The following is a 22,406-nucleotide window of genomic DNA, read 5'->3' on the forward strand; positions in this document are numbered from 1 at the left end:
CATCCCCCTTATCCCCCTCATCCCCCCTCCTCTCCAGTTAGAATTGCAGTAGCCCGCGATCGCGCTTTTAATTTCTACTACCAAGACAATCTTGATTTGCTGCAACAACTTGGTGCAGAACTAATTTTCTGGAGTCCATTAGAGGATGCTGCAATACCAAAAGATGTGCAGGGAATGTATTTTGGCGGTGGTTTCCCGGAAGTTTTTGCCCAGCAATTAGCAGAAAATACCAGCGTTCGTGATGCAGTGAAAACAGCAATTCTTCAAGGAATGCCTACAATTGCCGAATGCGGAGGATTGATGTATTTATGTGATCAAATTATCGATTTTGAGGGTAAATATTGGCCAATGGCGGGAGTTTTACCGACATCTGCTGTGATGGGCGGGCGTTTAACTTTGGGTTACCGTCGTGCATTAGCTTTGCAAGATAATCTGTTAGTAAAGGCAGGTACAACTGTTTATGGACATGAGTTTCATCGTTCCCATTTAACCTTAACTTCTACTCAGCCCCTATTTGAAACTTCTCGCTATGATTGTGACGAAAATATGGGATACGAGGGATGGAGTTTACCTGCAAATGTTCATGCTTCTTATGTTCATCTGCATTGGGGAGAAAGTGGAGAAATTCCCCAGCAGTTTATTAAAGAATGTCGGAAAGTAACGTCTATATAAATGTATAAATGTGAATTTAAGCAAGCGTAAAACCTAGTAGGGTGAATTAAAAACTATCAAAAAATATTTTCTTCATTAAGATGTTCGTACAGATGTGGGTTGCTTATACAGGAGTAGAGGATCTCGGCGTGCTGTTCCGTAACTTTCTCTAGGCGCAAGATTACCGCGTCTGTTGCCATGTTTTTCTGATTCTCTTCTATTACTTGCGTTAAATTAATTCTCCGTTATTCAAGATTGACTTGATTATTAACTCCGCAAAGACGTGACATTCATATCATCATTCAACTTGCGAATCAGACGGGATAACTCACGAATGATATTCACCGCAATTTCGGGAGTTTCTTCGATCGCATCATATAGCTGCTCTTGCGTCAGTTCCAAAAATTCGCAAGGTTCCAAAGTCGTTGCAGTAGCGGAACGAGGTTGAGTATCAAATACTGCCATCTCACCAAAGTATTTTCCCTGGTCTACCTCTGCAAGTTGTTTATTGCCGATGTGAACTTTAACTCGGCCTGACACAACAATATAGAGCGATCGCCCTTCTTCTCCCTGGCGAAAGATAGTGTAATTAGCCGGAAATGACAATTCGTTCATTACTGAAGTGAGCCGCACAATAAAATCATCCCGCAATTCCTTAAAAATCGGGACTCGCCGGACAAATAATAAACGGTCAACACTGGTTAGCATAATTACAAGTTAAACATCAAACATTACTGTATATTTTAAAACTTAAGCCAGAGCGCGATTAGTCATATTAACTGATGTTAAACGCTAGCCGCCAAGAATATCTCAAATTTTGCCGACAAAGAACCACGAGTTGCTGTAAGGTATCCATCCCACCAATTTCTATGTAATGACATTTTTCAAACCAAGTTATCATAGCTTGCGATCGCAACAATAGTAGATAAAGGCACTTCGGCAAAATACTGTCGCTGAAATTGTTCTTCTCGGACAGCAGCTAAAAATCGTTCCACGGCTGCGTTGGTCAAGTTTTCTGCACTCTCGCTTGGATACCAGGTGATTTGCAAATAACGGTCTTGTCGTTTGACTGTGAACCCTAAAGATTTTAAAGCTTTGATGCCTACAAGTAAGGTTTGGTCGGTGATGCCGATTTTCTCTAACAGTTGGACGCGGGTAACTAGTTGATTTGTGCGACTGAGATATTTGGCAATTCCGACAAGAGTCAGCCAAATTTGATTGGGTGGTTGGAGGTTGGGTTTAGACCAAGCGATCGCTAGTTGTTGCGAACTGCTTGCTGTTAGACATCGCCGCAACCACGCGCGTAAATCATCCCAGTTTGTGGGACAATCTTCAATAATAAGTTCTGTTAGCGGTAGCGGGGCGTTTAGCCCGTGTTGAGTCCTAAGTGCTGAATGTTCCTGATTTCGTAAATCCAAGATAAGTGGTAAATTCCGAGTGTTGAGTGCTGAGTTAACACTGGGACGCACGGCAATTAGTCTGATTTCATAACGTTTTTTGAAGGTATTGTAGTCTAATTCTGCTATGCAATCACACCTTCCTATAGGCAATTCATCTTTGTAGTGCCCCCACCATATACCAGGAAAAGCACTTCTGCTGGAATCATCTCGAATGTCAAACTCGGTTTTAATGTACTGTACCTTTTTCCCTTGCCAATCCTGCTGATTGCGATGCCAAGAATTTTCAAACCAGCAATTTTGAATTAACAATTTCGGAACAGGGTTACCCATTCCACAAGGTTCTAACAGTTTCAGTTCTAAAAATAACTCTTTCCCCAAGTCTGCTACTGTTACCGTCAAGTCTGCTTGCACGGTTGGCGTTAGGGTTGTACTACCTAAAGATTGCCGCAACTGCTGATTAATTGCTGCTGTAAATAAAGGAATATTCTCCACTAACAAACTCAAACCCGCTGCAAAGGGATGTCCCCCAAAGCGATGTAACAAATGTGCTTGGTCTTTCACCAGTTGGTACAAATCGACAGAATTCACCGAACGGGCGGAACCACGGGCGAGGGGAGGAGAAGAAGATGCGGGGATATATTCATTCTCCATATCTGCGGAAATAGCGCTTTCCGTACTCAATAAAATCGTTGGGCGACCTGTTTCTTGTGCTACTTGTCCAGCAACTAGGCCCAAGACACCCGCAGGCCATTGGGCATCTTCTAGGACGATGACGCTGGTGGTTGATAAGTCTAATTGAGTAAGTTTTTGTGCTACTTGCGCTTGCACATCTTTTTGCAAAGATTTGCGGCGGGTGTTTGCGAGTTCTGTAACTTCGGCTAGTTCGTTACAACGTTTGGTATCCCGACTAGTTAATAATTCAACGCAAAAACTGGCATCACCTTGAATGCGGCTGACGGCGTTAATTCTTGGCCCCAAACCAAAGGAAATATCTGTGGGGCGATCGCCACTTTTTTGGCACAATTCTAATAATCGCCCCACCCCCGGACGGCGACGCGCTGCTGCTGGCTGTTGAAAATCTGCTTGCAGTCGTTGAATTCCCATCTGTGCTAAATAGCGACAATCTCCACTTAACTGCACTAAGTCGGCAATTAATCCTACTGCTACTAAATCTAATAAATCCTCTAACGGATGTTTGGCAACATTAGGCAGGGTTTGATACAGTGCTTCCACCAACTTATAAGCTACTGCTACCCCAGAAAGATTGAACAGCTGATGTTCTCTGGGCAAATAACGAGGATTAATAATTGCTGCGACGGGTGGGCGTTCAGTGGGTAAGGTGTGATGGTCTGTAACTATTACATCTATGCCTAGTTGTTTGGCATAGATAATTTCCTCAAGGTTTGTGCTGCCAGTATCGCAAGTAACAATTAATTTGCAACCTTGTTTTGCTAAGTTATCAATCCCTTGATTATTGAGTCCATGAGATTCTTTCAGGCGATTGGGAATATAATAAATTAACTGAGTATTTTGTGTAAAGAATTGCCCTAATCCGTCCCAAAGTACAGATGTGGCGGTAATACCATCAGCATCAAAGTCTCCCCAAATAGCAATTTTTTCTTTGATGTTATACGCTTGTTGCAACCGGGCGATCGCTAAGTGCATTTCTTGCCCAAACTCAAACGGACTCGCTGGTTGATAAGCTTTATAGTTAATAAAAGCTGCTAATTGTTGATGATCTTTAATTCCCCGTTGCCACAACAATTGCGCTGCATATATTCCACTTGATGCGGGTGCATGCTGTTTCACCGCCTGGGTGAACCACTCCGGGGGTTGTTCGGTTGCTGCTATAGTCCACTGCTGTTGTTCTGGCATTGTTAAATAATTCGTAATTCGTAATTCGTAATTCGTAATTCGTAATTAAGTTTTGCAACAGGGAATTAGACTGCACCACAAAACTTGCTGCTTGATAGAAGGGGGGACATAAACCTACGGAACTAGTTAAATCGGAGATTGATCCTCGGTTGTTTGAGATTCACTCACTAGGGGATTGAGGATTACTTCATTAGCGGCGCTATCAGGTTTCCGGGCGCGAATTGCTGGACGCGATCGCTTGTAACCGGCTCTTTCAGCTTTTTGGTGTTCGTAATCAATCAATCTGCCATAATATTCATGCTTGCTTAAATTCATCGACAAGAAAATATGCTGGCGGATATTACCAAAACCTTTGCGGTTAAAAAACTTTAATGCTGAAGTATTGGTAGGATCAGTGTCTACCAGCATAAACCGCGCCCCATCTTCAATCATGCGGGCGACGACTTTATCAACCAACTTGTCTGCTACTCCCCGACGCTGAAACTTCGGACTAACTCCTAGCCATAAAATATATCCATAAGTCCAGGATGCTTTGGTGATGATGGTTCCTAAAATGAATCCTGCTAATTCTCCGTCTGTTTCAGCCACAAGACAGTATTCTGGATCGGTGTTGTAAAGTCCAATCACCTCCCATTCGTCCCAGGTACGGTATAAATAAGGATATAAATCGCTGGTAAATAACCCTTCTCCCAAGTGATAAATAGGAGCAATGTCATCAATTCCTAATTCACGGACATAAATGGCTTCAGTTTCGTCAAAGCTTGACATAAATTTAGAAGTTGTAATTTCTTTATATCCCTATTGGACTTGACAAACATTCTCTAATGTATAAAGTTGAATGAGACTTCTTGAATGCTGTCAAAATTGGGCAATGAGTCTTTCACTGCTTCTTCAGTAACTTGTATGCGAGCGCACCGTTTGGCAAACTGACAATAATCACAGGTTTTGCTACCCTCCGCCACTTGGGGAAACTGCTGGTTATTTTGGTAATTTTCCAGCCAATGAGTTAACTGGCTTAATAGTTGATTAAGTTTCTTTCCTGTTTGTGTATGTTTAGCAGTATTGTAATTAAATTTAATATTTTGCGGTTTGCCCTCAGATTGGACAAACCAGTAAGTCATGGAAATATTTTCTGGCAAATAGTCGCTAGTTTCTGCCAATACATACAGATAAAGCCGTGTTTGCCAGTTGGATTCTAACTTGCGTTTATTGGGTGGTTTAGGATAAGTTTTCCAGTCGAGAATTTGCGCTTGTTGGTTATCTGCAATCAATAAATCATAGACAACCGTCAGCAAATAGTCCTGAACTTGCAGTGTGCGGTAGTGTTCACTCTCACGGAAAGTTTGATTATCAGATGCAGCCGTTAAAATTTCTGGGGCTGCATCGGCAAAAGCTAGCATCCAGCTTTGGAGTTTAGCATCTGCTTGCAGAAAACTATCAATTGGCAAACCCATTTCTCGCTGCTGCATTAGCAGGTGGAAACGACTACCCAAAGTTTGCCGTTCTTCTTGTTCTGGATTTGAGGGCGAATTGAGTTGTTCTAGGTAGGTATGTTGAAATTTACGCGGACAAGCTTCTAGTAAGTTGAGTTGTCCTTGAGACAGTCGCAGTAGTTGAGTGGGAGTTGACAGCATTCTTCTATTTTAGAAGTAAATTCTAGTCTGCAACTCACCTTTGGCAGGCTATCTGTAAAAAACAAATATTTTTTACTGCCTCCACATCTGCTATTTCAACTCATCCTTATCTACCTCATCCTGGTTATTAGAATGTTTAGTTTTTCCTTGGGACTTGATTGAGCCAAAGCTGTAGGCCATAGCTATTTTAACGATGTCAAAATATGCTGGGTGATTAGCTTTGTCAACGATCGCCAAAGAGATAGACCCCGCCACTAAGATGACTAATATTGGCGAAAGTGTTTCTCCCCCAGAGCCGTTGCTGTTATTTGGCATGATATAATCTCCTAGTGGTAAGCCCTGGGCTAAAGTTGCATTTAACCCAAGAGAGTTGATTAAGCTTCACTACGAACCTAAAATTGCAATCTTGTTGCTGATAATTGGATGAAAAATCAACTCCAAGACTCAACAATCATGGCGATCGCAAATAGACAAAACAGAGATACTGCTATCCTCACAAAGCATATCCATAGGCTTGTGGATAACAGCATCCCAGCTATTGAGGCAGCGCCAAAAACGTGAGACAATACAAAGGCTACTGCAACGCCCAGCAGTGCCAGCAGCAAATACTTGAATCCTTTACCAGTCCAATTGAGCAGTATATTATTGTCGTCCTTGAGAATTTTCATAGTTTTTGTCCTCGCAAGCAGAGTTGAATCAAGGGCGCAAACGCATCCTCAACTACTCCAAAGCAGAAGCAAATATTTATAGCTTTGCTCCCAACGAGTTAAGGTACGCAGCAGTCCTACAAAATCTGAATGAAATTTAAATGCCAACAATGATGGTCTTGATATTTGCAGATGATGAAAATTAAACTCCTCAAGAAATTTTCCAATATCTGGGAAATTGGAATTTAGATGCTCAATGCCCGTAATGACGCATAACGTCCAGTTACGTGCATCAACCCCTAAAATGTAATTTTTCAAGACCAAAGACTTTCAACGCTTGCTGTGTCTGCATTGGCAGTTTCAGCGTTTTTACCACTTTGAGTTAATAATTAACTCACTAAGCTACTAAATGTATTTACTTGAACTCACTTTGAAGTAACTTAGTGAGGTTGTCAAGCTAACAACAAGAGAAATTCAGACACTGGATAAAAATGACAGTTTCCTAACAATAGGATAGACATTATAGTCTTGATGTTACTCTCGGTAGATGATTTTCTCACCTAGTGAGCTAGCATTGTGAGTGTAGTTAGTCTTAATTTGTACATGAGTGCGATTCCCCAAGAATTTCTTTTAGTTGTAGCTGAAGAACGGTGCTTGTCTGGCAGCGAGAAAGAAGTTTTTTTGTATGCTATGGAGGGAAAACCGCCAAATGCGATCGCCGAAGAATTGGGTATAAGTGCCGAAGCGGTACGTAAAAGATTAAGTGAAGTTTACAAAAAATTCAATGTGAGTGGTGGTGGCCCAGGTAAACTCACTAAGTTACAGCAAGTGATTGATAGTGAGTATCAAATATCTTCGGTCACTGAAGAACAAGAGCAAATGACCAACAAACGCCTTGATTGGGGGGAAGCACCTGGAGTTTATCTTTTTTATGGGCGTGCAGACGAATTATCCCAACTAAAGCGCTGGGTAGTTAAAGAACACTGCCAACTCATAGCACTACTGGGTATGGGGGGAATCGGCAAAACAGCCTTGTCTGTGAAGCTGGCAAAGGAAGTTCAGGAGAATTTTGACCACATCATTTGGCGAAGTCTTCGCAATGCTCCACCTGTGCAAGAGATGTTGATAAACCTGATCCGATTTATATCTGATGAGCAAGAAAAGGATTTGCCAGAAACTGTAGATGCTCTAATAACGCTGCTAATTCATTATTTACGAGAGCACCATTGTCTTGTGGTGTTAGATAACGCAGAGACAATTTTGCAAGCAAGTGTGAGTGTACCTCCTGCCAAAGAGGTGCGTGCTGGACACTACAGAGAAGGATTTGAAGGTTATGGTCAACTACTTAGACGCATTGGGGAGGAACCCCATCACAGTTGTTTGGTAATGACTTCAAGAGAAAAACCGAAAGAATTTGCACCTTTAGAAGGAGAAGCATCACCAGTTAGAACCCTAACATTAGGAGGCTTAGGGCACATAGAAGGGCAAGAAATTCTGAAAGATAAAGGCTTATCTGGCTCAAGACAGGATTGGAGCCAACTAATTAACAAATATTCTGGTAATCCTTTGGCATTAAAACTGGTATCTGAGTCAATTCGGGAGTTATTTGGCGGGGATATTGCTGTTTTTCTGAATAAAGGAGAGATAATTTTTGGCGATACTCGTGACTTATTAGATCAGCAATTTGAGCGCACCTCCGAGTTAGAAAAAGAAATCATCTACTGGTTGGCAATCAAACGTGAGTTGGTTTCCCTAGATGAATTGTTAGATGATATTATGCGTCCCTTAGCAAAACGGGAATTGCTGGAAGCTTTAGAATCACTACGCAGGCGATCGCTAATCGAGCAAAAACTAGAACATAAAACTCCTCAGTTTACTCTCCAGCCTGTAGTTATGGAGTATATTACTGAGCGACTTATTGAACAAGTTACTCAAGAAATTTATACAGGCGAGATGGCGCTATTGATGAGCCATGCTCTGATGGGAGCTACTGACAAAGATTATGTCAGGAATACTCAAGTTCGCTTCATCCTCCAGCCAGTTATAGAAAATTTACTAAATATTTTTAGATTTCCTAGAATTATCACAGAAAAGCTCACTCAAATTTTAGAGAATATCCGAGCAAAATCATTTGTTAAGCCAGGATACGCAGGCGGTAACGTTCTTAATTTGCTTTGCCACCTCCAAGTTGATTTAAGTGGCTATGACTTTTCGCGCCTGGCTATTTGGCAAGCTTACTTGCAGGGCGTAAATTTGCATCATGTCAATTTGACTGATTCTGATTTATCCAAGTCAGTTTTTACAGAAAAGTTGGGTAGTATTTTGTCGGTAGCATTTAGTCCAAATGGAAAACTGTTAGCTACAGGCGATGCCGATGGTGATGCTCACTTATGGCAAGTGGAAGATGGAAAGCGACTTTTTACCTGTAGCGGCCATAAAAGTTGGGTACGCTCGGTAGCCTTTAGTCCCAATAGTCAAATATTGGCGAGTGGCAGCGAAGACCAAACTGTCAAGCTATGGGATGTGCAAACTGGTAAATGTCTCAACACTTTACAGGGACATACCAGTTGGATTTGGTCAGTAGCCTTCAGTCCCGATGGTCAAATATTGGCGAGTGGTAGCGAAGACCAAACCGTAAAGCTATGGGATGTGCAAACGGGTAAATATCTCAAAACTTTACAGGGACATACTAGTTGGGTGCGCTCAATTGTCTTCAGTCCCGACGGTCAAATATTGGCGAGTGCCAGCGAAGATCAAACTGTGAAGTTATGGGATGTGCAAACTGGTAAATGTCTCAACACTTTACAGGGACATACCAGTTGGATTTGGTCAGTAGCCTTCAGTCCCGATGGTCAAATATTGGCGAGTGGTAGCGAAGACCAAACCGTAAAGCTATGGGATGTGCAAACGGGTAAATATCTCAAAACTTTACAGGGACATACTAGTTGGGTGCGCTCAATTGTCTTCAGTCCCGACGGTCAAATATTGGCGAGTGCCAGCGAAGATCAAACTGTGAAGTTATGGGATGTGCAAACTGGTAAATGTCTCAACACTTTACAAGGACATACCAGTTGGATTTGGTCAGTAGCCTTCAGTCCCAATGGCCAAATTGTAGCTAGTGGTAGTGAAGATCAAACTGTGAAGTTATGGGATGTAGAAACTGGTAAGTGCCTCAAAACTTTGCAAGCTCATAGCAGTTGGGTGCGCTCAGTAGCATTTAGTCCTGATGGTCAAATTCTCGCTAGTGGAAATGAAGACCAAACTGTAAAGTTATGGGATGTAGAAACTGGTAAATTTCTCAACACTTTGTCTGGACATAGTAGTCGGATCTGGTCAGTAGCTTTTCACCCTGATGGTCAAATTGTAGCTAGTGGCAGTGATGACCAAACCGTAAAGTTATGGGATGTGCAAACTGGCAAATGCTGCAAAACTTTAACAGGTCACAGCAGTCGGATCTGGTCAGTAGCTTTTAGTCCTAAAAATCCTATTCTCGCCAGTGGTAGCGAAGACAAAACCGTGAAGTTATGGGATGTGCAAACTGGCAAATGCTTCAAAACTTTACAGGGACATACCAGATGGATTTGGTCAGTGGCTTTCAGTCCCGATGGTCAAATTCTGGCGAGTGGTAGTGACGACCAAACCGTGAAGTTATGGGATGTGCAAACTGGTCAGTGCCTAGAAACTTTGACGGAACATAAAAGTTGGGTAAGGTCAGTAGCCTTCAGCCACAATGGTCAGATTCTGGCGAGTGGCAGTGATGAGCAAATTGTGAAGTTATGGGATGTGCAAACTGGTCAGTGCCTCCAAACCTTGCAAGCTCACAGCAGATGGATTTGGTCATTAGCCTTCAGTCCCGACGATCAAATCTTGGCGAGTTGCAGTGACGACCAAACCGTAAAATTATGGGATGTGCAAACTGGTGAGTGCTGGAAAACTTTGCAGGGAGATAGCAGTCGGATCTGGTCAGTAGCTTTCAGTCCTGATGGTCAATTTCTAGCAACTGGCAGTGACGACCAAACTGTGAAGTTATGGGATGTACGCAAAGGTAAGTGTCTCAAAACTTTCCGAGGGCATACCAAATGGATTTGGTCAGTGGTCTTCAGTCCCGATGGTCAGACTTTGGCGAGTGGTAGCGAAGACCAAACCGTGAAGTTATGGGATGTCCATGAAGGTAAGTGCCTCCAAACTTTGGAAAGACACAGCAGCCAGATCCGCTCAGTAGCCTTTAGTCCTGATGGCCAAATTCTCGCTAGTGGCAGCGAGGATGAGACAATTCAACTTTGGAATGTGACAACAGGCGATCGCCTGAAAACTCTCAGAGCCGATAGGCCCTATGAAGGAATGAATATCTCTGGTGTGACAGGGTTAACATCAGCACAGATAGATACTCTCAAAGCTTTGGGAGCCGTAGAACAATCGAAAAAATAAAAGGTAAAAGAATGAATTTTGCCGAGTTCCTTCATCCTTTTACCTTTTTTATGTACCTGATGCTTATTTCATGTTAGCCCTTGCGTCCTTCACTGCGGCAAAGAAAAATAATCCTGTGAGTGGAATACTCAATGCCAGGATAATTGCCGTGGCTGTGACACCAAAATCTGGTTGTCCGTAACTGAGTTCAAAAATCGAACCGACAGCTGCGATCGCACTTACACAAGAACCACCCAGAAATAAACCGCTTTTTGGAGTTAAATACACTACTAGCCCCCTATACTATTGGTTTCACCGCTTGATACGAGAAGCCATTCTTAGATAGCTCCTGGGCTAAAGTCAAGGAGTTTTCTACACGGTCTACAAATACCACGCCATTAAGGTGATCCATCTCGTGTTGAATACAGCGTCCCAGGAGGTCATTAGCCTTTAATGTCCGGGGACGACCATACTCGTCTTTATAGGCTATTTCTACGACTTCGGGGCGCTTTACGTCTAGATATACGTTGGGAATGCTCAAGCATCCTTCTTGGGCAACGGAGATGTCGCGGCTGACTTGTTTAATGGTGGGGTTAATCAACACCAAGGGCTGATTAGCTGCATTCTCTGGTTCTAGGTCGATGACAATTAGTTGTTTGTGAATTCCCACTTGGGGTGCAGCCAAACCAATGCCATCTTTGCTATACATAGTTTGCAACATTTCGCGCACCACTTGGCGAAGTTCGTCATCAACTTTAGAAATCCGCTTTGCAGCTTGACGCAGCACGCGATCGCCTAAATAATGAAGTTCCAAAGGTGGATTTTTTAACTTTTTTTTCTCTACAGCAATTTCAGAGGGCATGAGTCTTGATGGCTAGATGGTGAAAATTCCTACTACTTTAATTCTACCAATCTCAGCTAGACCCCAGATGTAATGCAAAAATTTACCTCATGGAATTTTCTGGCTTGCTTCCGTGTATATAAAAACTTAGGTAGTCTAGAGAAGCAACAGCCTATTACTTACTTTTTGTAACACAGTACTTGAAATCCCAGGTTTCGATGAAAGCCCAATTGGCTTGTCGTTGACGTTGTGCATTCCCCGTTGTCATAAAGCCCATAACTACGCTCTGAACTAAATACAATAATCACAATACAACATCCGCGTTATTACCAAAAAGTGCATTTATACCTGGGGTAATAATTATGATTTATGAATCATGATGCGTTGATTAAAATAGCTTTTGGGTAAGAAACAGCGATCAAGTAAAAAAGGATTGTTGGTATTTTCAGATAATAAATTGTGTGGCTTATCTCGATGACAGAATGGTGGTACAATTCCCCAATCTTCTGCCAGCCAAATCCAGTATCCTATTTCAATTCTGCCGTAGTTTGAACCTGTGAGAATCTCCCCAACACTATTGTTGATAGATATTAGTTCTGGTGATGATTTGATTTCAATTAACAGCCAAGCTAACTCTTCTACAGAAAAATAATAGCCATTTTTGGCAGCTATGTTTACGAACTGCTGCGGCTCTTTAGCTATTAGCAATTCTTCTTTGAGGTATGGTGTTTTTTGTGCAAAATCAAAAAGATCCCAAATCTGTCTTCTCGTAATTAGAAACCAGGCAAGTTCTTCTGCGGTTAGGCTGTAACCATTTTCTGTTGCTAACTTGAGAAATGGCTCAAGACTATCGGTTTCTGCTAGTTGACTTTTCAACAGGAAAGTTTGCTCTACTAGTGACAAAAAATCAATAATTTTTTGCCATGTAACTTTGTCAAAACTTTTGTTAACTTTTATTTTGTCTTTCCAGTAAATGTATTTATCTTCTTTAAGAAAGAAATTCCAAATTTGATAATACATGGGTCATCTCGCCTAAGCTTTAAGCTTGGTAGAGGTTTGTTATTAATGAATACCAGTGTAGTAAGTATAATGTGTTTCTTCGACAGTACAAAAATTACTATCTTCTGTAAATGAAGTTACACAGTGGCTAAGTATAAAGCTTCTGTAAAGTTTGTTACTATAAATAAAATATACTGAGGAAAATAGGTAGATAGCGATACCTTCGGCGGGGTGTGCGATCGCTCCTTATTGCTTCCCATAAAATAAAGTTAAGGCAGCATCAATAAGTAGGATTAATGCTATGACTGAATCAACTGCAAAGCAACCTGCACGTAGGGGTAGAATCTTTCCAGAACCGCCTACGCACTTCAGTTGTTTTTAAACGAACTGCAAAGACGCAGAGAACACAGAGGTAAGAAAAGAGATATATTTTGCTATTTTTAGTTAATAGGTAAATCGCGGAGAAAGTAAAAGCGATCGCTATTCCAATCATTGCCTTTAATTCGCCCCAAGTAGCCTGTTAACGGTGAGGAAAGTTCTATCAGAATTTCGTGCATTTCTGCTGTTTTTATTGGCTGTGGCGGATGTGAGCCGAAATACGCACCATGTAGAGCTTCAACACCACCAGATTCTATACCTGAGTTTTCTAAATAGTTTTTGACAAGCTGGATAATGTGCGATCGCAATTTAATCTCTCTCTCAGCTTTATCAATATATTCATCAATTTTATAGTCAATTTGCCCAGGTTCTAGATATTGCTGTAATTCGACTAAATTAATAGCACCTGGATATTTTGCTTTGAATTCAACTAGCTTTTGTAGAGTCATTACATTTATAATACTGATTTTCGATACTTCAGCAGATTCTTTTAAATTTTTAGTCGGTTTACCTGGGCCAATAATCAACCTTACAGCTTGAAGATAATTTTCTTTTAGATGCCTTTTGCCAATCCTATCTAATTCTTCTACTGCACGATCTGGAATGCTTTTACCTGCTTTACATTCGCAAACAAGAGGATAAGGTTGTGAGCAAAATAAGTCTAAGCCACCTGCACCACCTTTGTAGCTTTCTTCAACTTTGAATCCTAAAAAATCAAGGCTACGGCGTGTGATATTTTCAAAGTCTGTACCAGCCTGGTAGTTGCTTTTATCCTCATCTTTTTCGCGATCGCCCAATTTTGCAATATCATTTATCCAAGCTAAATTTACATCGGGTTGCTTAATTAGCTTGTCACTACTCCAACCCAGAAATACTTTGATATCATTGTCCAATTGTTTAGCTGCTGGTTGGCTAATGGCTAGGGATGCGATCGCACTCTGCAATTCTTCCAATTCGGGGTGTAGCGGTGGCTGTCGATTTTCTAATTGATACTTGCGTTGAGCGAAAGTGCGATCCCTTAATACTGGCTTTGCTTCACAAATAGTTAAAGGCTCATTTAAATAAATAAACTGGCTATTTACCTCGATAGAGAGTGTAATTATTTTGGGCAACTTATAAACGCGCAAGTATAACAAAAAAATATTATGTCGTTGCCTTAATACTTCTTGTAAGGCTTCTGTAGTCCAAATTGTTAGCAATGATAAAGCAGACAATGATTCAGTATTATGCAGAGGTTCACACTTTTCACACTTTACCCAGGCTTTAACTGATATAGTTTCAGCACTTACTTGGGCAACAGCAGTTTTAGCATTAGCCAAGAAACTTGAGTGATAGTACTGCTCAACTGGTAGCACATTAATTGAAGAATCTATTGGATAAAGGGCAAATTGACGCTCTGGAACGATATAATTTTTGCACATCGCCACAATCGCTCGTCCTTGAATTAAGGCCTCAACATCTGGCGCAGGCAAGCAAATAGCAGTATTGATTACAACAGAATTACTCATTATTGCTGAAAAATCCAAATATTGGGGCTAAACAAACAAAATTTACCTCAGCGGGCTTCATTTATTTAGCCCAAAGCTTCTAATTTAAGGAAAATTTATTACAACAATATATACCTGTTTTAAATATCTTCATCAATAGCATCTTCAGGAATTTTTCCAGATGGATCACTAAGAATTTCACGTATGAGATTATTGTCGATTACTATTAAATTTTGTAGAACAAAATCAATTATTTGTGCTTCAGTTAACTCATAATCATGTCGGGCTTTCATAACAGAATTAATTGCTAACAAAGGCTTCATATCTTCAGCTTTTAACAATACCCATTCTCCACCTAGATGATGTGCCAAAAGTTTATCTAAATACTGTTTTGCTTTAGTACCACTACTAATCTTTTTGGAACGAATTAAGCAACCACGAGTTAAATCAAACTCTTTGTATTCAATTAAACGTTTTAATCCAGCCTGTAGGAACCTACCACTGACTCCTTGAAGAACTGCTACTCCAATTTTTACAACATTGCCATTTTCCTGACCAACAATTTTAAAATTAATATATCCTTGGTCTACACTACGAGCTTTAATGTCTGCAATTTCTGTAATTTGGACATTTTCTAAAATTTGCCCTACTAAGGTAGAAAAGCTGAATCGCAGAGCATTGGCGAGTTTGGTTTTATCCTCAATGTCATCTTGTATCTTACTTTCAACAGCTGCCAGTTCTTTCTTATAAGCAGATTCTACTGGGTGTAGTGGTGGGGTCAACTCAGTATTCCAGTTTTCCTTACACCACTGCAATACTTTTCTTACCATTGGTCTTTCCTTTCCCAGTTCTTTCAGCTTCCCTTCGTCAAAAGGATAAACTGAATTAGGTGATGTTACTCCTTGTTCGTCATAAAAGTCTCTCAACCACTGGGAAACTAAGGCAATAACATCTTCCGATTTGAGATAAGTTAACTCAATAGTCTTTTGAGCAATCCGATCTGTGACTGATTCTGCTTCTTTTAAGGCTCGTATTTGATCAGTCCAGGTTTGAGGAAACATAGCCGTTATAAAAACACCCCGTTTAATCTTGTCGTATAAGTCCTTGGCTAAAATAGCAGTAACTTGTGATGCCGTGAATCCTGAGTCATTACACATTGAGATACTTTCCAATTCGTCAAAACAAATGACGATCGGTTTGTAATCACTAATTAAGTCCAGAATTTGACGAACTGTGCTGAAGGCTTGGGCTTCTCTATCGTGGGCGCTGGAGTTTGCTAAACCTAGTGCATCAGCTCTTGACTGTGGTAGTTCTTGACCAGCAAGCCAGTTTATAGCGTAGCGCTCCTCAGATGGATTAGAGGAAAGTGTCCATAAAATTGCAGCGATAATGTCAGGGTTTTCAATGTCATGCTTAATTCCCAGGACTCTATCTGTCCAATGCTCAACTACCTTGGAATTTACTCTTAAAACTTCGGAAAAGTGACGAACCATCTCATCAGATGTGAAAGCTTTGTTGTAAGCTTCATTAAAAATAGCAGTTGCTAATTCCCGCCACTGGCTCATTCCTTGGCTACCGATTTGTTTGAGGCTATTGGCTAAATTTCGTAAAAATTCACCTTTAATTCGATTTAAATCGTTAATCTCGCTTGTATAAACAAATAAAGCACTACCATCAGTCTGAAGCCGGCGACGAATGCGACTGATCAGATGGCTTTTGCCTAGTCCTCTTTCAGCCTTGATAGTAATGCCTATGACTGGCTGTTGTTTGGTGCGAACTTTCTCAACGGCATCAAAAATAGCATCTGAGGCATGGGCATTTAAGGACGGAACATCAGGAAAACCTGTTACCCAAATATCTTGACTTCTAACCACTAAAGGTCTGTCAAATGGGTTGTGACTTTTGATGGCATTAATTAGGCCGTTGTCGTTAGACATGGATCTAAAATGAGGTGAATTTTGGATTTTGGATACTCGATTTTGGATTGCTCACTATTTGTAGCTGCACGACATCTAAACTGGCGTTTCAGTACTGACGTTTCAGTGGGTGTGAAGAGCAACTTAAGAATAGGCTTATGAGTTTAAACGCTTGGCGTAGCAGCGTAACCCACTTACAGGAGTGGTTATAGAGTCTTCCAGTTTGTCTGGATCGCTGTCTGACAAGCTACCGCCTTGGAGTTGCAAAATGTCCTTTTCTTGCATTTTCAGTAGCCACTCATTGAAATCTTGACGACTGACTCGATCGCCTATTTCTCTCCTGATACGATAAATTGGCACAAGATCATCTAAGTTGTAGTTTTGGTTCAGCTTGTCGTAAACTTCCAAGGCCACTGACTTGAACTCGTCGTAAGAAGCGATCGCACCTTTAACCCCATTAACTGGTACGTTTGCACTAGTTACCGCAACATCAATCTGACTAATCCACTTCACCAACGCATTCGCCGCCCAAGTACCGACAATCGTCCCTTCAAACTTAAACTCGCCACTTCTCAAACCCTCACCCAGTACCTCTAAACCCTTGGGAGATGTCAGAGAATATCCCTTTTTGGAAATTGCGATCGCACCCTGACTCTGTAATTCTTCAAATGAACCCTGATAATCTGCTACCTTCTGGCTTTTGGATACAATTCGCTTAGTCAGTTGACCCTTCTTAACTTCCTGCTGCGTTCCTCCCAAATCCCACAAAGCCAAAAGGAGACGAGTTCTAGTTTGGGGTGTATTTTTTGATGTCATATTTGTGTGTATTCTTTGGCAAAGATCATCATAGTAGCTGTATCGTTTTAATTTATTTACACCAAAAAAATAACCGAGAAATTGCTGAATATTTCCGCGTTTCAGCTAAATTGATTAATCAAAAATCAACAAGTTATTTCCTTAGGATGAATGCAGTTTCTCTCAAAGGCGGGATGGAATACTTGAGAAAATCGATCATCATGACAGTGAAACGCTGTAGCTATGCAGTTGTAAATTAAGTGGTATATGTTCTTTCAATTCCAGGCGAAATAACAGGAATTCCAACTTTGTTTTTGCAACAGCAAGGCTTTTAGCAAATACAGGTGATGACGAAATCCAATGAACACAATATATAAAGAACGTAAAATAGTTTCGCGTCTATTTGCAGTGCTGCTTTCTGCATTGCTTATGGTACCTTTGCTGAGTAGCTGCGGAGGTGGTTCTAAAACTGCTACGCCACCACCTGTTGATGACACCATTGGTAGAACAGTGAGCGATCGCACCACAAACCAACCCGAAGTTAAGAAGGGAATGGGTACAGGACAAAAAGTGGCTATTTTGGCGGGAGCTGCGGCACTTTATTACCTCTACAACCAGCATAAGAATGCTCCACAAGAAGGAGCGCAAGGTAAGTACTATCTTTCCAAGAACGGGCGTGTATATTACCGCGATGCTGAACATCGTGCTCACTGGGTAACTCCACCACCAGAAGGAATTCGAGTACCGGAATCTGAAGCGCAAAAGTATCGGGAATTCCAAGGCTATAACAGGAGTTCTTCAGGTCGCGATCTAACTGGGATAACTTCATCCGCAGCTCCAGCACTCTAGATAGCGAAGCGTGTGTAAATCTAAAGCGGGTTTCCCGAAGGATAACGCCGATCGCGCACGTGGGAGACACGAACTTAAAACAGGAGATAGATCATGGTAAATTTCTTTTTGCGAAAGGCGAAGGATCTCTTCTTTGGAGGAAACGGCGATCAAGCTGAAGATAACGAATACCGCGATCGCAATGTACGTCCAGCCAGCGAAGACCCCTACGGTGATCCCGCAGATCCGGCATCTTATGGCAACATCAGCCCAGCTAGTGAAGACCCCTACGGCGACCCCGCAGATATCGCCTCTTACGGCAACGTTCGCCCAGCTAGTGAAGACCCTTACGGCGACCCCGCAGACCAAGGGGAGTTTGGTAACGTCCGCCCAGCTAGTGAAGACCCCTACGGCGACCCCGCAGATCAGGATTACCGCCGTTAACGCTAAACCTAACCCCCCAGCCCCCTTCCCTAGTAGAGAAGGGGGAAAATTCAAAGCCTCTCACCTAAAAGATGAGAGGAATTGAAGTGAGGTTTTTCAGCTCCAGTGAAAAATGATATATTTTGCAATAGCTAACAAAAAAGGCAGTGGGATTTAAACCTATTGCCTTTTGTTTTTGCTGCTATTTTAAGGTAGCGAAAAAGCCAAACAATCTCACCTTTTGCGGCGGCAAGCCCACTTTCTTTTTGGGGTGTCCGGGATAGCCGCCCCGCCGCCATTAACTGTTGACTGATGACTGTTAACCGTCAACCGTCATCAGTATGCACGTGTTATGCCATCCCCTTTTAGGGGTGGGATGATTAAATTTAAAACATTATCTAAAGTTAAAACCAGTGAGAGGTTTTTTTATTAAACTTTACGAATTACGAATTACGAATTACGAATTATTTAATCACCCATTGTTACCCAAAATTTCCTGCGATCGCTCAATACTTTTACGCACAGATTGAGCCGAAGTATGCAAACCCTCTCTTTCGCCATCAGTGAGATTTAATTCCAAAACACTTTCAATTCCACCGCATCCCAACCGACAGGGAACACCAATCACAACATCTTCTAAACCGTATTCACCTTGCAAATAAGCCGCCACAGGCAACAACCGCGACTGATTTAGCAAAATCGATTCTACCATTACACTAGTAGCCGATGCCGGAGCAAAAAAAGCACCACCCGTCTGCATCAATTCAACAATTTCTGCGCCACCGTTGCGAGTTCTTTCAACCAAACGTTCAATTGTGGCTGCATCCAGCAATTCAGTGATAGGAATGCCGTTAACGGTAGCATAACGAGACAAGGGCACCATTAAATCGCCGTGGCTACCCAATACCATCGCTTTGACATCGGCGGGCAAAACTCCCAATTCTAGGGCAATGAAGGTTTCAAAACGGGCGGAATCTAACACGCCAGCCATACCCATAATGCGATCGCGTGGTAAACCAGTTGCTTGCCAAGCTAAATAAGTCATCACATCCAACGGATTAGTGACGACAATAAAAATAGCATTGGGAGAATGAGCGATCGCATTTTTTGCCGCTTCCACCACAATCTTGGCATTGGTTTTCAGCAAATCATCCCGACTCATCCCTGGTTTGCGGGGAAGTCCTGCGGTAATCACCACAATTTGGGAACCAGATGTATCGGCATAATTATTTGTACCGATAATTTGGCGATTATGTATTTCAATTCCCCTGGCTTCCATCAAATCCAGCGCCAAACCTTGGGGCATTCCCGCGATAATATCTAGTAAAACTACATCTGCTAGATTTTTCTCTGCAATGCGTTGAGCTAAAGTACTACCAACCCTACCCGCACCCACGATGGTTACACGGGGTAAATTACACACAATTGGGGAGTTAGGGGAAGAAGACATAATTATTAAAGTGCGATTTTTATCAACAAGAATTCAGTTGACTGTTGACGGTTAACAGTTAAAGTGAAATCCCATCCCCTTTTAGGGGTGGGATGAGCTTATTATTTAAATTCTTCGAGTTGATCCACACGTAACCAAACGTTTGGCGTTGGCACTTTCCCGAACTTAACAAGGGCGTAATCACCTTTGACATCTACAATTTCGCCCTTACTGTCAAACAAATAGGAAGGAAAGCGAGCATCACTGGCTTTTGCTTCCAGACTGTTTTCCAGTTTCTCGCGGACAGCGCGAACCATATCTCCTTTTTTGACTGCCATGAATTCCCCTCTCAAATTTCTAGATTAGACTTATCCGCATTTTAAGAGACTTCCGAGTTAAAAACTCCTAACTCTTGTACAGACGCGATTCATCGCGCCTCTAACTCTTAACCCCCCGTAGCGTTTGACACTGGGGGCAAAAGTGACTAGATCGCCCAGCTAACCTAATCCGTTGAATTGTTGTACCACAAACTCGACAGGGTTCTCCAGCGCGGTTATAAACCCAAGCAACACCACCATAGTTGCCGTTGACACCCTTAACACTTAAAAAATTACTAAAAGTCGTACCACCAGCCTCAATGCTGGTTTCTAACACTTGAATTATGGCTGTTCGCAAACGCTCAATTTGCTTTAGCTGTAAATCTATACACAAGGATTGAGGTAAAATTCCACTCTTAAACAGGGCTTCATCGGCATAAATGTTACCTAATCCCGCCACCACCGATTGATCCAGTAGCGCAGTCTTAATCGGACGGCGGCGATTTTGAAGTTTGCTTGCTAGATACTCGACAGTGAATTCGGGCGAAAATGGGTCTGCTGCAAGTTTTGCCAAACCAGTAATAATACTTTCTACAGCAACACTAGGCGGAACCCACCATATTTTACCGAAGGTACGCTGATCAACAAAACGCAATTCCTGGTGTTCCCCAAAGAATAATCTAACCCGCGTGTGCTTATGCAATGGTTCATCTCGATGCAGCCACAGTAATTGACCGGTCATTCGCAGATGAACTCCTAGCCAACCAGTGGAAGAGGAAGAGGAGAGTTCTGCGAGGAGATATTTACCACGACGATGCCAAGTAGCGATCGCATTCTTTTTAATTCCATCAACAAACTCACCGACAGAAAACGGGTAGGCGATGGTGCGATCGAGCAACACATCTCCACCCGTGATTTCTTGGTTAAGGGTCAATTGATTTAGACCCCTACGGACTGTTTCAACTTCAGGCAGTTCAGGCATTCAAGCAGATTAAGCAGGCAATTTTGATGTATTTGAGGGTTCAAGAAAGAAGAGATGAAGTAGTACTTACACATCCGTAAGTGGATCGTATTACTACCCTAGAGAAACCGTAAATACCCGCAGGGCAGCTTCTCATAGATTAGGGTAGGCTTGGATCAAAGATGAATGAACTGAAATTTTCAGACTTCATACTTCAGACTTAAGACTACCCTTCATCATCGCATCAAACAACCCCCTTGTAGCTTTGCTGCTATTTTTTAGGTGGTTTAGCCTTTGGTGCTTCTACCTCTACTAATTCATCCTGAGCAAAGTTGTTGGTATTGATACCAGAGTAATTGACCTTTTCAAAGCGGACAATTACAGGGTATTTGATGCCGCTTTGGTCAATGGAAGCCACAGTTCCTAGATCCTGAAACCAGTAGGATTCAGGGCGGAGAATACGTACTTTAGAACCACGTTGAACCATGATTATTTTCCCTTTTAGTTATCAATCGCCAATCTAGAGGGCTAATTGATTTCACTCTACAACCTGAAGGTCGCTGCAAGAGTCTTTGTTAAGTTATTTGTCTGAATTGGGGGGGCATTGGGCATGGGGCATTGGGCATTGAATATTAGTTATTCTTTTTCCCTCATCTCCCTCACTCCACATCCCAAATTTAAAATTGTATTAGACCCTACTTGACAAGGTACACGTTATAGCTTACCTTCGTTCGCAAACAGTATTTTTGCATAAACTTATGTTTTACTCAGTACAAACACGCTCCCCTCGTTACCTCTGCCGATCCGCAGATCGTTATCTATATAGGTGATATCTAACCAGCCTTGCTGTTTATCACTCTTGATTGCAAAATCAATCCCCGGAAATTTTCTACCTGCTTCAATTTGTTGGATAAAAGTTACCGGAGAATTGTATTCTATTAAACGTTGTAAGCCGATAATAGAGCGCTCAAATTTCACTTGGACACGCTGACCTGAAACTGGCTCAAATTTTGCAGCAACGCTGACTAATCCTTCCAAAAAAGGTAAGCCATAAATCTCAGCTATGTTGTAAACACTGGCAGTATCTACCCGGATACACTGATAGATTTGACCCAGTTTGCACAAAGGTAAACGATCTAAGTTTAAAAGAGCCTTGCTAGTGGTGTATAGTAATCGCCAATTGCCATCTAGCAAATTGTTAGCTTCTACCGGGCGGGGTGTAGGATTAAAATCTTCTAAATTGGCGATCGCTGCTAAGATAGCCTGTTTCTGTGATTGGGTCGCCAGTAGACCGCGATTTGTACCAGCGATCGCATCTATTAGAGCCGCTTTTCCCATCATCGCCTGTCACCTCAAAAATCAGTCCTTTCCATCAGCATAAACAAGATATTCATGACCTATGTGTAGTGCCATAAAAA

Annotated in this window: 20 protein-coding genes and 1 pseudogene; 4 read left to right on the forward strand and 17 right to left on the reverse strand. The window is 41.9% G+C overall.

What is annotated here, in order from left to right; all coding sequences use genetic code 11:
• Positions 1-672, forward strand: a pseudogene (locus tag F8R90_RS30925) (cobyrinate a,c-diamide synthase); the annotation flags it as partial.
• A gap of 246 nt (positions 673-918) precedes the next feature.
• Here F8R90_RS30925 and F8R90_RS30930 read toward each other — a convergent pair.
• The 6 genes from F8R90_RS30930 to F8R90_RS30955 form a co-directional block, all read right to left on the reverse strand.
• Positions 919-1,359, reverse strand: coding sequence for a Crp/Fnr family transcriptional regulator (locus tag F8R90_RS30930; protein WP_196513904.1), 441 nt, complete (start codon positions 1,357-1,359; stop codon positions 919-921).
• A gap of 176 nt (positions 1,360-1,535) precedes the next feature.
• Positions 1,536-3,926 (reverse strand): single-stranded-DNA-specific exonuclease RecJ, encoded by a 2,391-nt coding sequence (gene recJ, locus F8R90_RS30935; RefSeq protein WP_196513905.1) that lies wholly within the window; start codon positions 3,924-3,926, stop codon positions 1,536-1,538.
• A 126-nt stretch (positions 3,927-4,052) separates the two neighbouring features.
• Positions 4,053-4,694: a GNAT family N-acetyltransferase gene (locus F8R90_RS30940; RefSeq protein ID WP_190894922.1), complete on the reverse strand. Its 642-nt coding sequence runs from the start codon at positions 4,692-4,694 to the stop codon at positions 4,053-4,055.
• A 53-nt stretch (positions 4,695-4,747) separates the two neighbouring features.
• Positions 4,748-5,560 carry a PD-(D/E)XK nuclease family protein gene (locus F8R90_RS30945; protein ID WP_196513906.1) on the reverse strand — a complete coding sequence of 271 codons (813 nt, stop codon included), beginning with the start codon at positions 5,558-5,560 and terminating at the stop codon, positions 4,748-4,750.
• A 90-nt stretch (positions 5,561-5,650) separates the two neighbouring features.
• Positions 5,651-5,875, reverse strand: coding sequence for a hypothetical protein (locus F8R90_RS30950; RefSeq protein ID WP_196513907.1), 225 nt, complete (start codon positions 5,873-5,875; stop codon positions 5,651-5,653).
• A 116-nt stretch (positions 5,876-5,991) separates the two neighbouring features.
• Positions 5,992-6,228 (reverse strand): hypothetical protein, encoded by a 237-nt coding sequence (locus F8R90_RS30955; protein ID WP_196513908.1) that lies wholly within the window; start codon positions 6,226-6,228, stop codon positions 5,992-5,994.
• A 582-nt stretch (positions 6,229-6,810) separates the two neighbouring features.
• Between F8R90_RS30955 and F8R90_RS30960 the strand changes: the two genes are divergently transcribed.
• The gene (locus tag F8R90_RS30960) at positions 6,811-10,635 is read left to right on the forward strand and encodes an NB-ARC domain-containing protein (protein ID WP_230967177.1); all 3,825 of its coding nucleotides are present in this window, start codon (positions 6,811-6,813) and stop codon (positions 10,633-10,635) included.
• 63 nt (positions 10,636-10,698) lie between these two features.
• On the opposite strand, the gene F8R90_RS30965 is transcribed toward F8R90_RS30960, so the two are convergent.
• The 6 genes from F8R90_RS30965 to F8R90_RS30990 form a co-directional block, all read right to left on the reverse strand.
• Positions 10,699-10,902 carry a hypothetical protein gene (locus tag F8R90_RS30965; protein ID WP_196513910.1) on the reverse strand — a complete coding sequence of 68 codons (204 nt, stop codon included), beginning with the start codon at positions 10,900-10,902 and terminating at the stop codon, positions 10,699-10,701.
• A 10-nt stretch (positions 10,903-10,912) separates the two neighbouring features.
• A complete protein-coding gene (def, locus tag F8R90_RS30970; protein ID WP_190894917.1) occupies positions 10,913-11,476 on the reverse strand; it encodes a peptide deformylase in 564 nt (187 codons plus the stop codon).
• A 339-nt stretch (positions 11,477-11,815) separates the two neighbouring features.
• A complete protein-coding gene (locus tag F8R90_RS30975) occupies positions 11,816-12,475 on the reverse strand; it encodes a Nif11-like leader peptide family natural product precursor (RefSeq protein WP_196513911.1) in 660 nt (219 codons plus the stop codon).
• Positions 12,476-12,894: 419 nt separating this feature from the next.
• A complete protein-coding gene (locus F8R90_RS30980) occupies positions 12,895-14,340 on the reverse strand; it encodes a DUF1802 family protein (protein ID WP_196513912.1) in 1,446 nt (481 codons plus the stop codon).
• Between the two features lie 119 nt (positions 14,341-14,459).
• The gene (locus tag F8R90_RS30985) at positions 14,460-16,256 is read right to left on the reverse strand and encodes a P-loop NTPase fold protein (RefSeq protein WP_196513913.1); all 1,797 of its coding nucleotides are present in this window, start codon (positions 16,254-16,256) and stop codon (positions 14,460-14,462) included.
• A gap of 135 nt (positions 16,257-16,391) precedes the next feature.
• Positions 16,392-17,051 (reverse strand): hypothetical protein, encoded by a 660-nt coding sequence (locus F8R90_RS30990; protein WP_196513914.1) that lies wholly within the window; start codon positions 17,049-17,051, stop codon positions 16,392-16,394.
• Positions 17,052-17,390: 339 nt separating this feature from the next.
• On the opposite strand from F8R90_RS30990, the gene F8R90_RS30995 reads away from it, so the two are divergent.
• Together F8R90_RS30995 and F8R90_RS31000 are read left to right on the forward strand one after the other, a co-directional pair.
• A complete protein-coding gene (locus tag F8R90_RS30995; RefSeq protein WP_196513915.1) occupies positions 17,391-17,879 on the forward strand; it encodes a hypothetical protein in 489 nt (162 codons plus the stop codon).
• Between the two features lie 93 nt (positions 17,880-17,972).
• On the forward strand, positions 17,973-18,302 hold the full coding sequence (locus F8R90_RS31000) for a translation initiation factor (protein WP_190898608.1): 330 nt from the start codon (positions 17,973-17,975) through the stop codon (positions 18,300-18,302).
• Positions 18,303-18,753: 451 nt separating this feature from the next.
• On the opposite strand, the gene mdh is transcribed toward F8R90_RS31000, so the two are convergent.
• From mdh to F8R90_RS31025, 5 genes are all read right to left on the reverse strand, one after another.
• Complete coding sequence (mdh, locus tag F8R90_RS31005) at positions 18,754-19,731, reverse strand: malate dehydrogenase (protein ID WP_196513916.1); 978 nt, start codon at positions 19,729-19,731, stop codon at positions 18,754-18,756.
• 101 nt (positions 19,732-19,832) lie between these two features.
• Entirely contained in the window at positions 19,833-20,048 is a 216-nt protein-coding gene (locus tag F8R90_RS31010) for an NAD(P)H-quinone oxidoreductase subunit O (RefSeq protein ID WP_196513917.1), read from the reverse strand.
• Between the two features lie 100 nt (positions 20,049-20,148).
• The gene (locus F8R90_RS31015) at positions 20,149-21,009 is read right to left on the reverse strand and encodes a DNA-formamidopyrimidine glycosylase (protein ID WP_196513918.1); all 861 of its coding nucleotides are present in this window, start codon (positions 21,007-21,009) and stop codon (positions 20,149-20,151) included.
• 250 nt (positions 21,010-21,259) lie between these two features.
• Positions 21,260-21,475 (reverse strand): photosystem I reaction center subunit IV, encoded by a 216-nt coding sequence (locus tag F8R90_RS31020; RefSeq protein WP_069073932.1) that lies wholly within the window; start codon positions 21,473-21,475, stop codon positions 21,260-21,262.
• Positions 21,476-21,744: 269 nt separating this feature from the next.
• Complete coding sequence (locus F8R90_RS31025) at positions 21,745-22,329, reverse strand: PAP/fibrillin family protein (protein WP_196513919.1); 585 nt, start codon at positions 22,327-22,329, stop codon at positions 21,745-21,747.
• Between the last annotated feature and the right edge of the window lie 77 nt (positions 22,330-22,406).

This window comes from Nostoc sp. NZL (assembly GCF_015714705.1).
Classification (GTDB): Bacteria; Cyanobacteriota; Cyanobacteriia; order Cyanobacteriales; family Nostocaceae; genus Nostoc; species Nostoc foliaceum_A.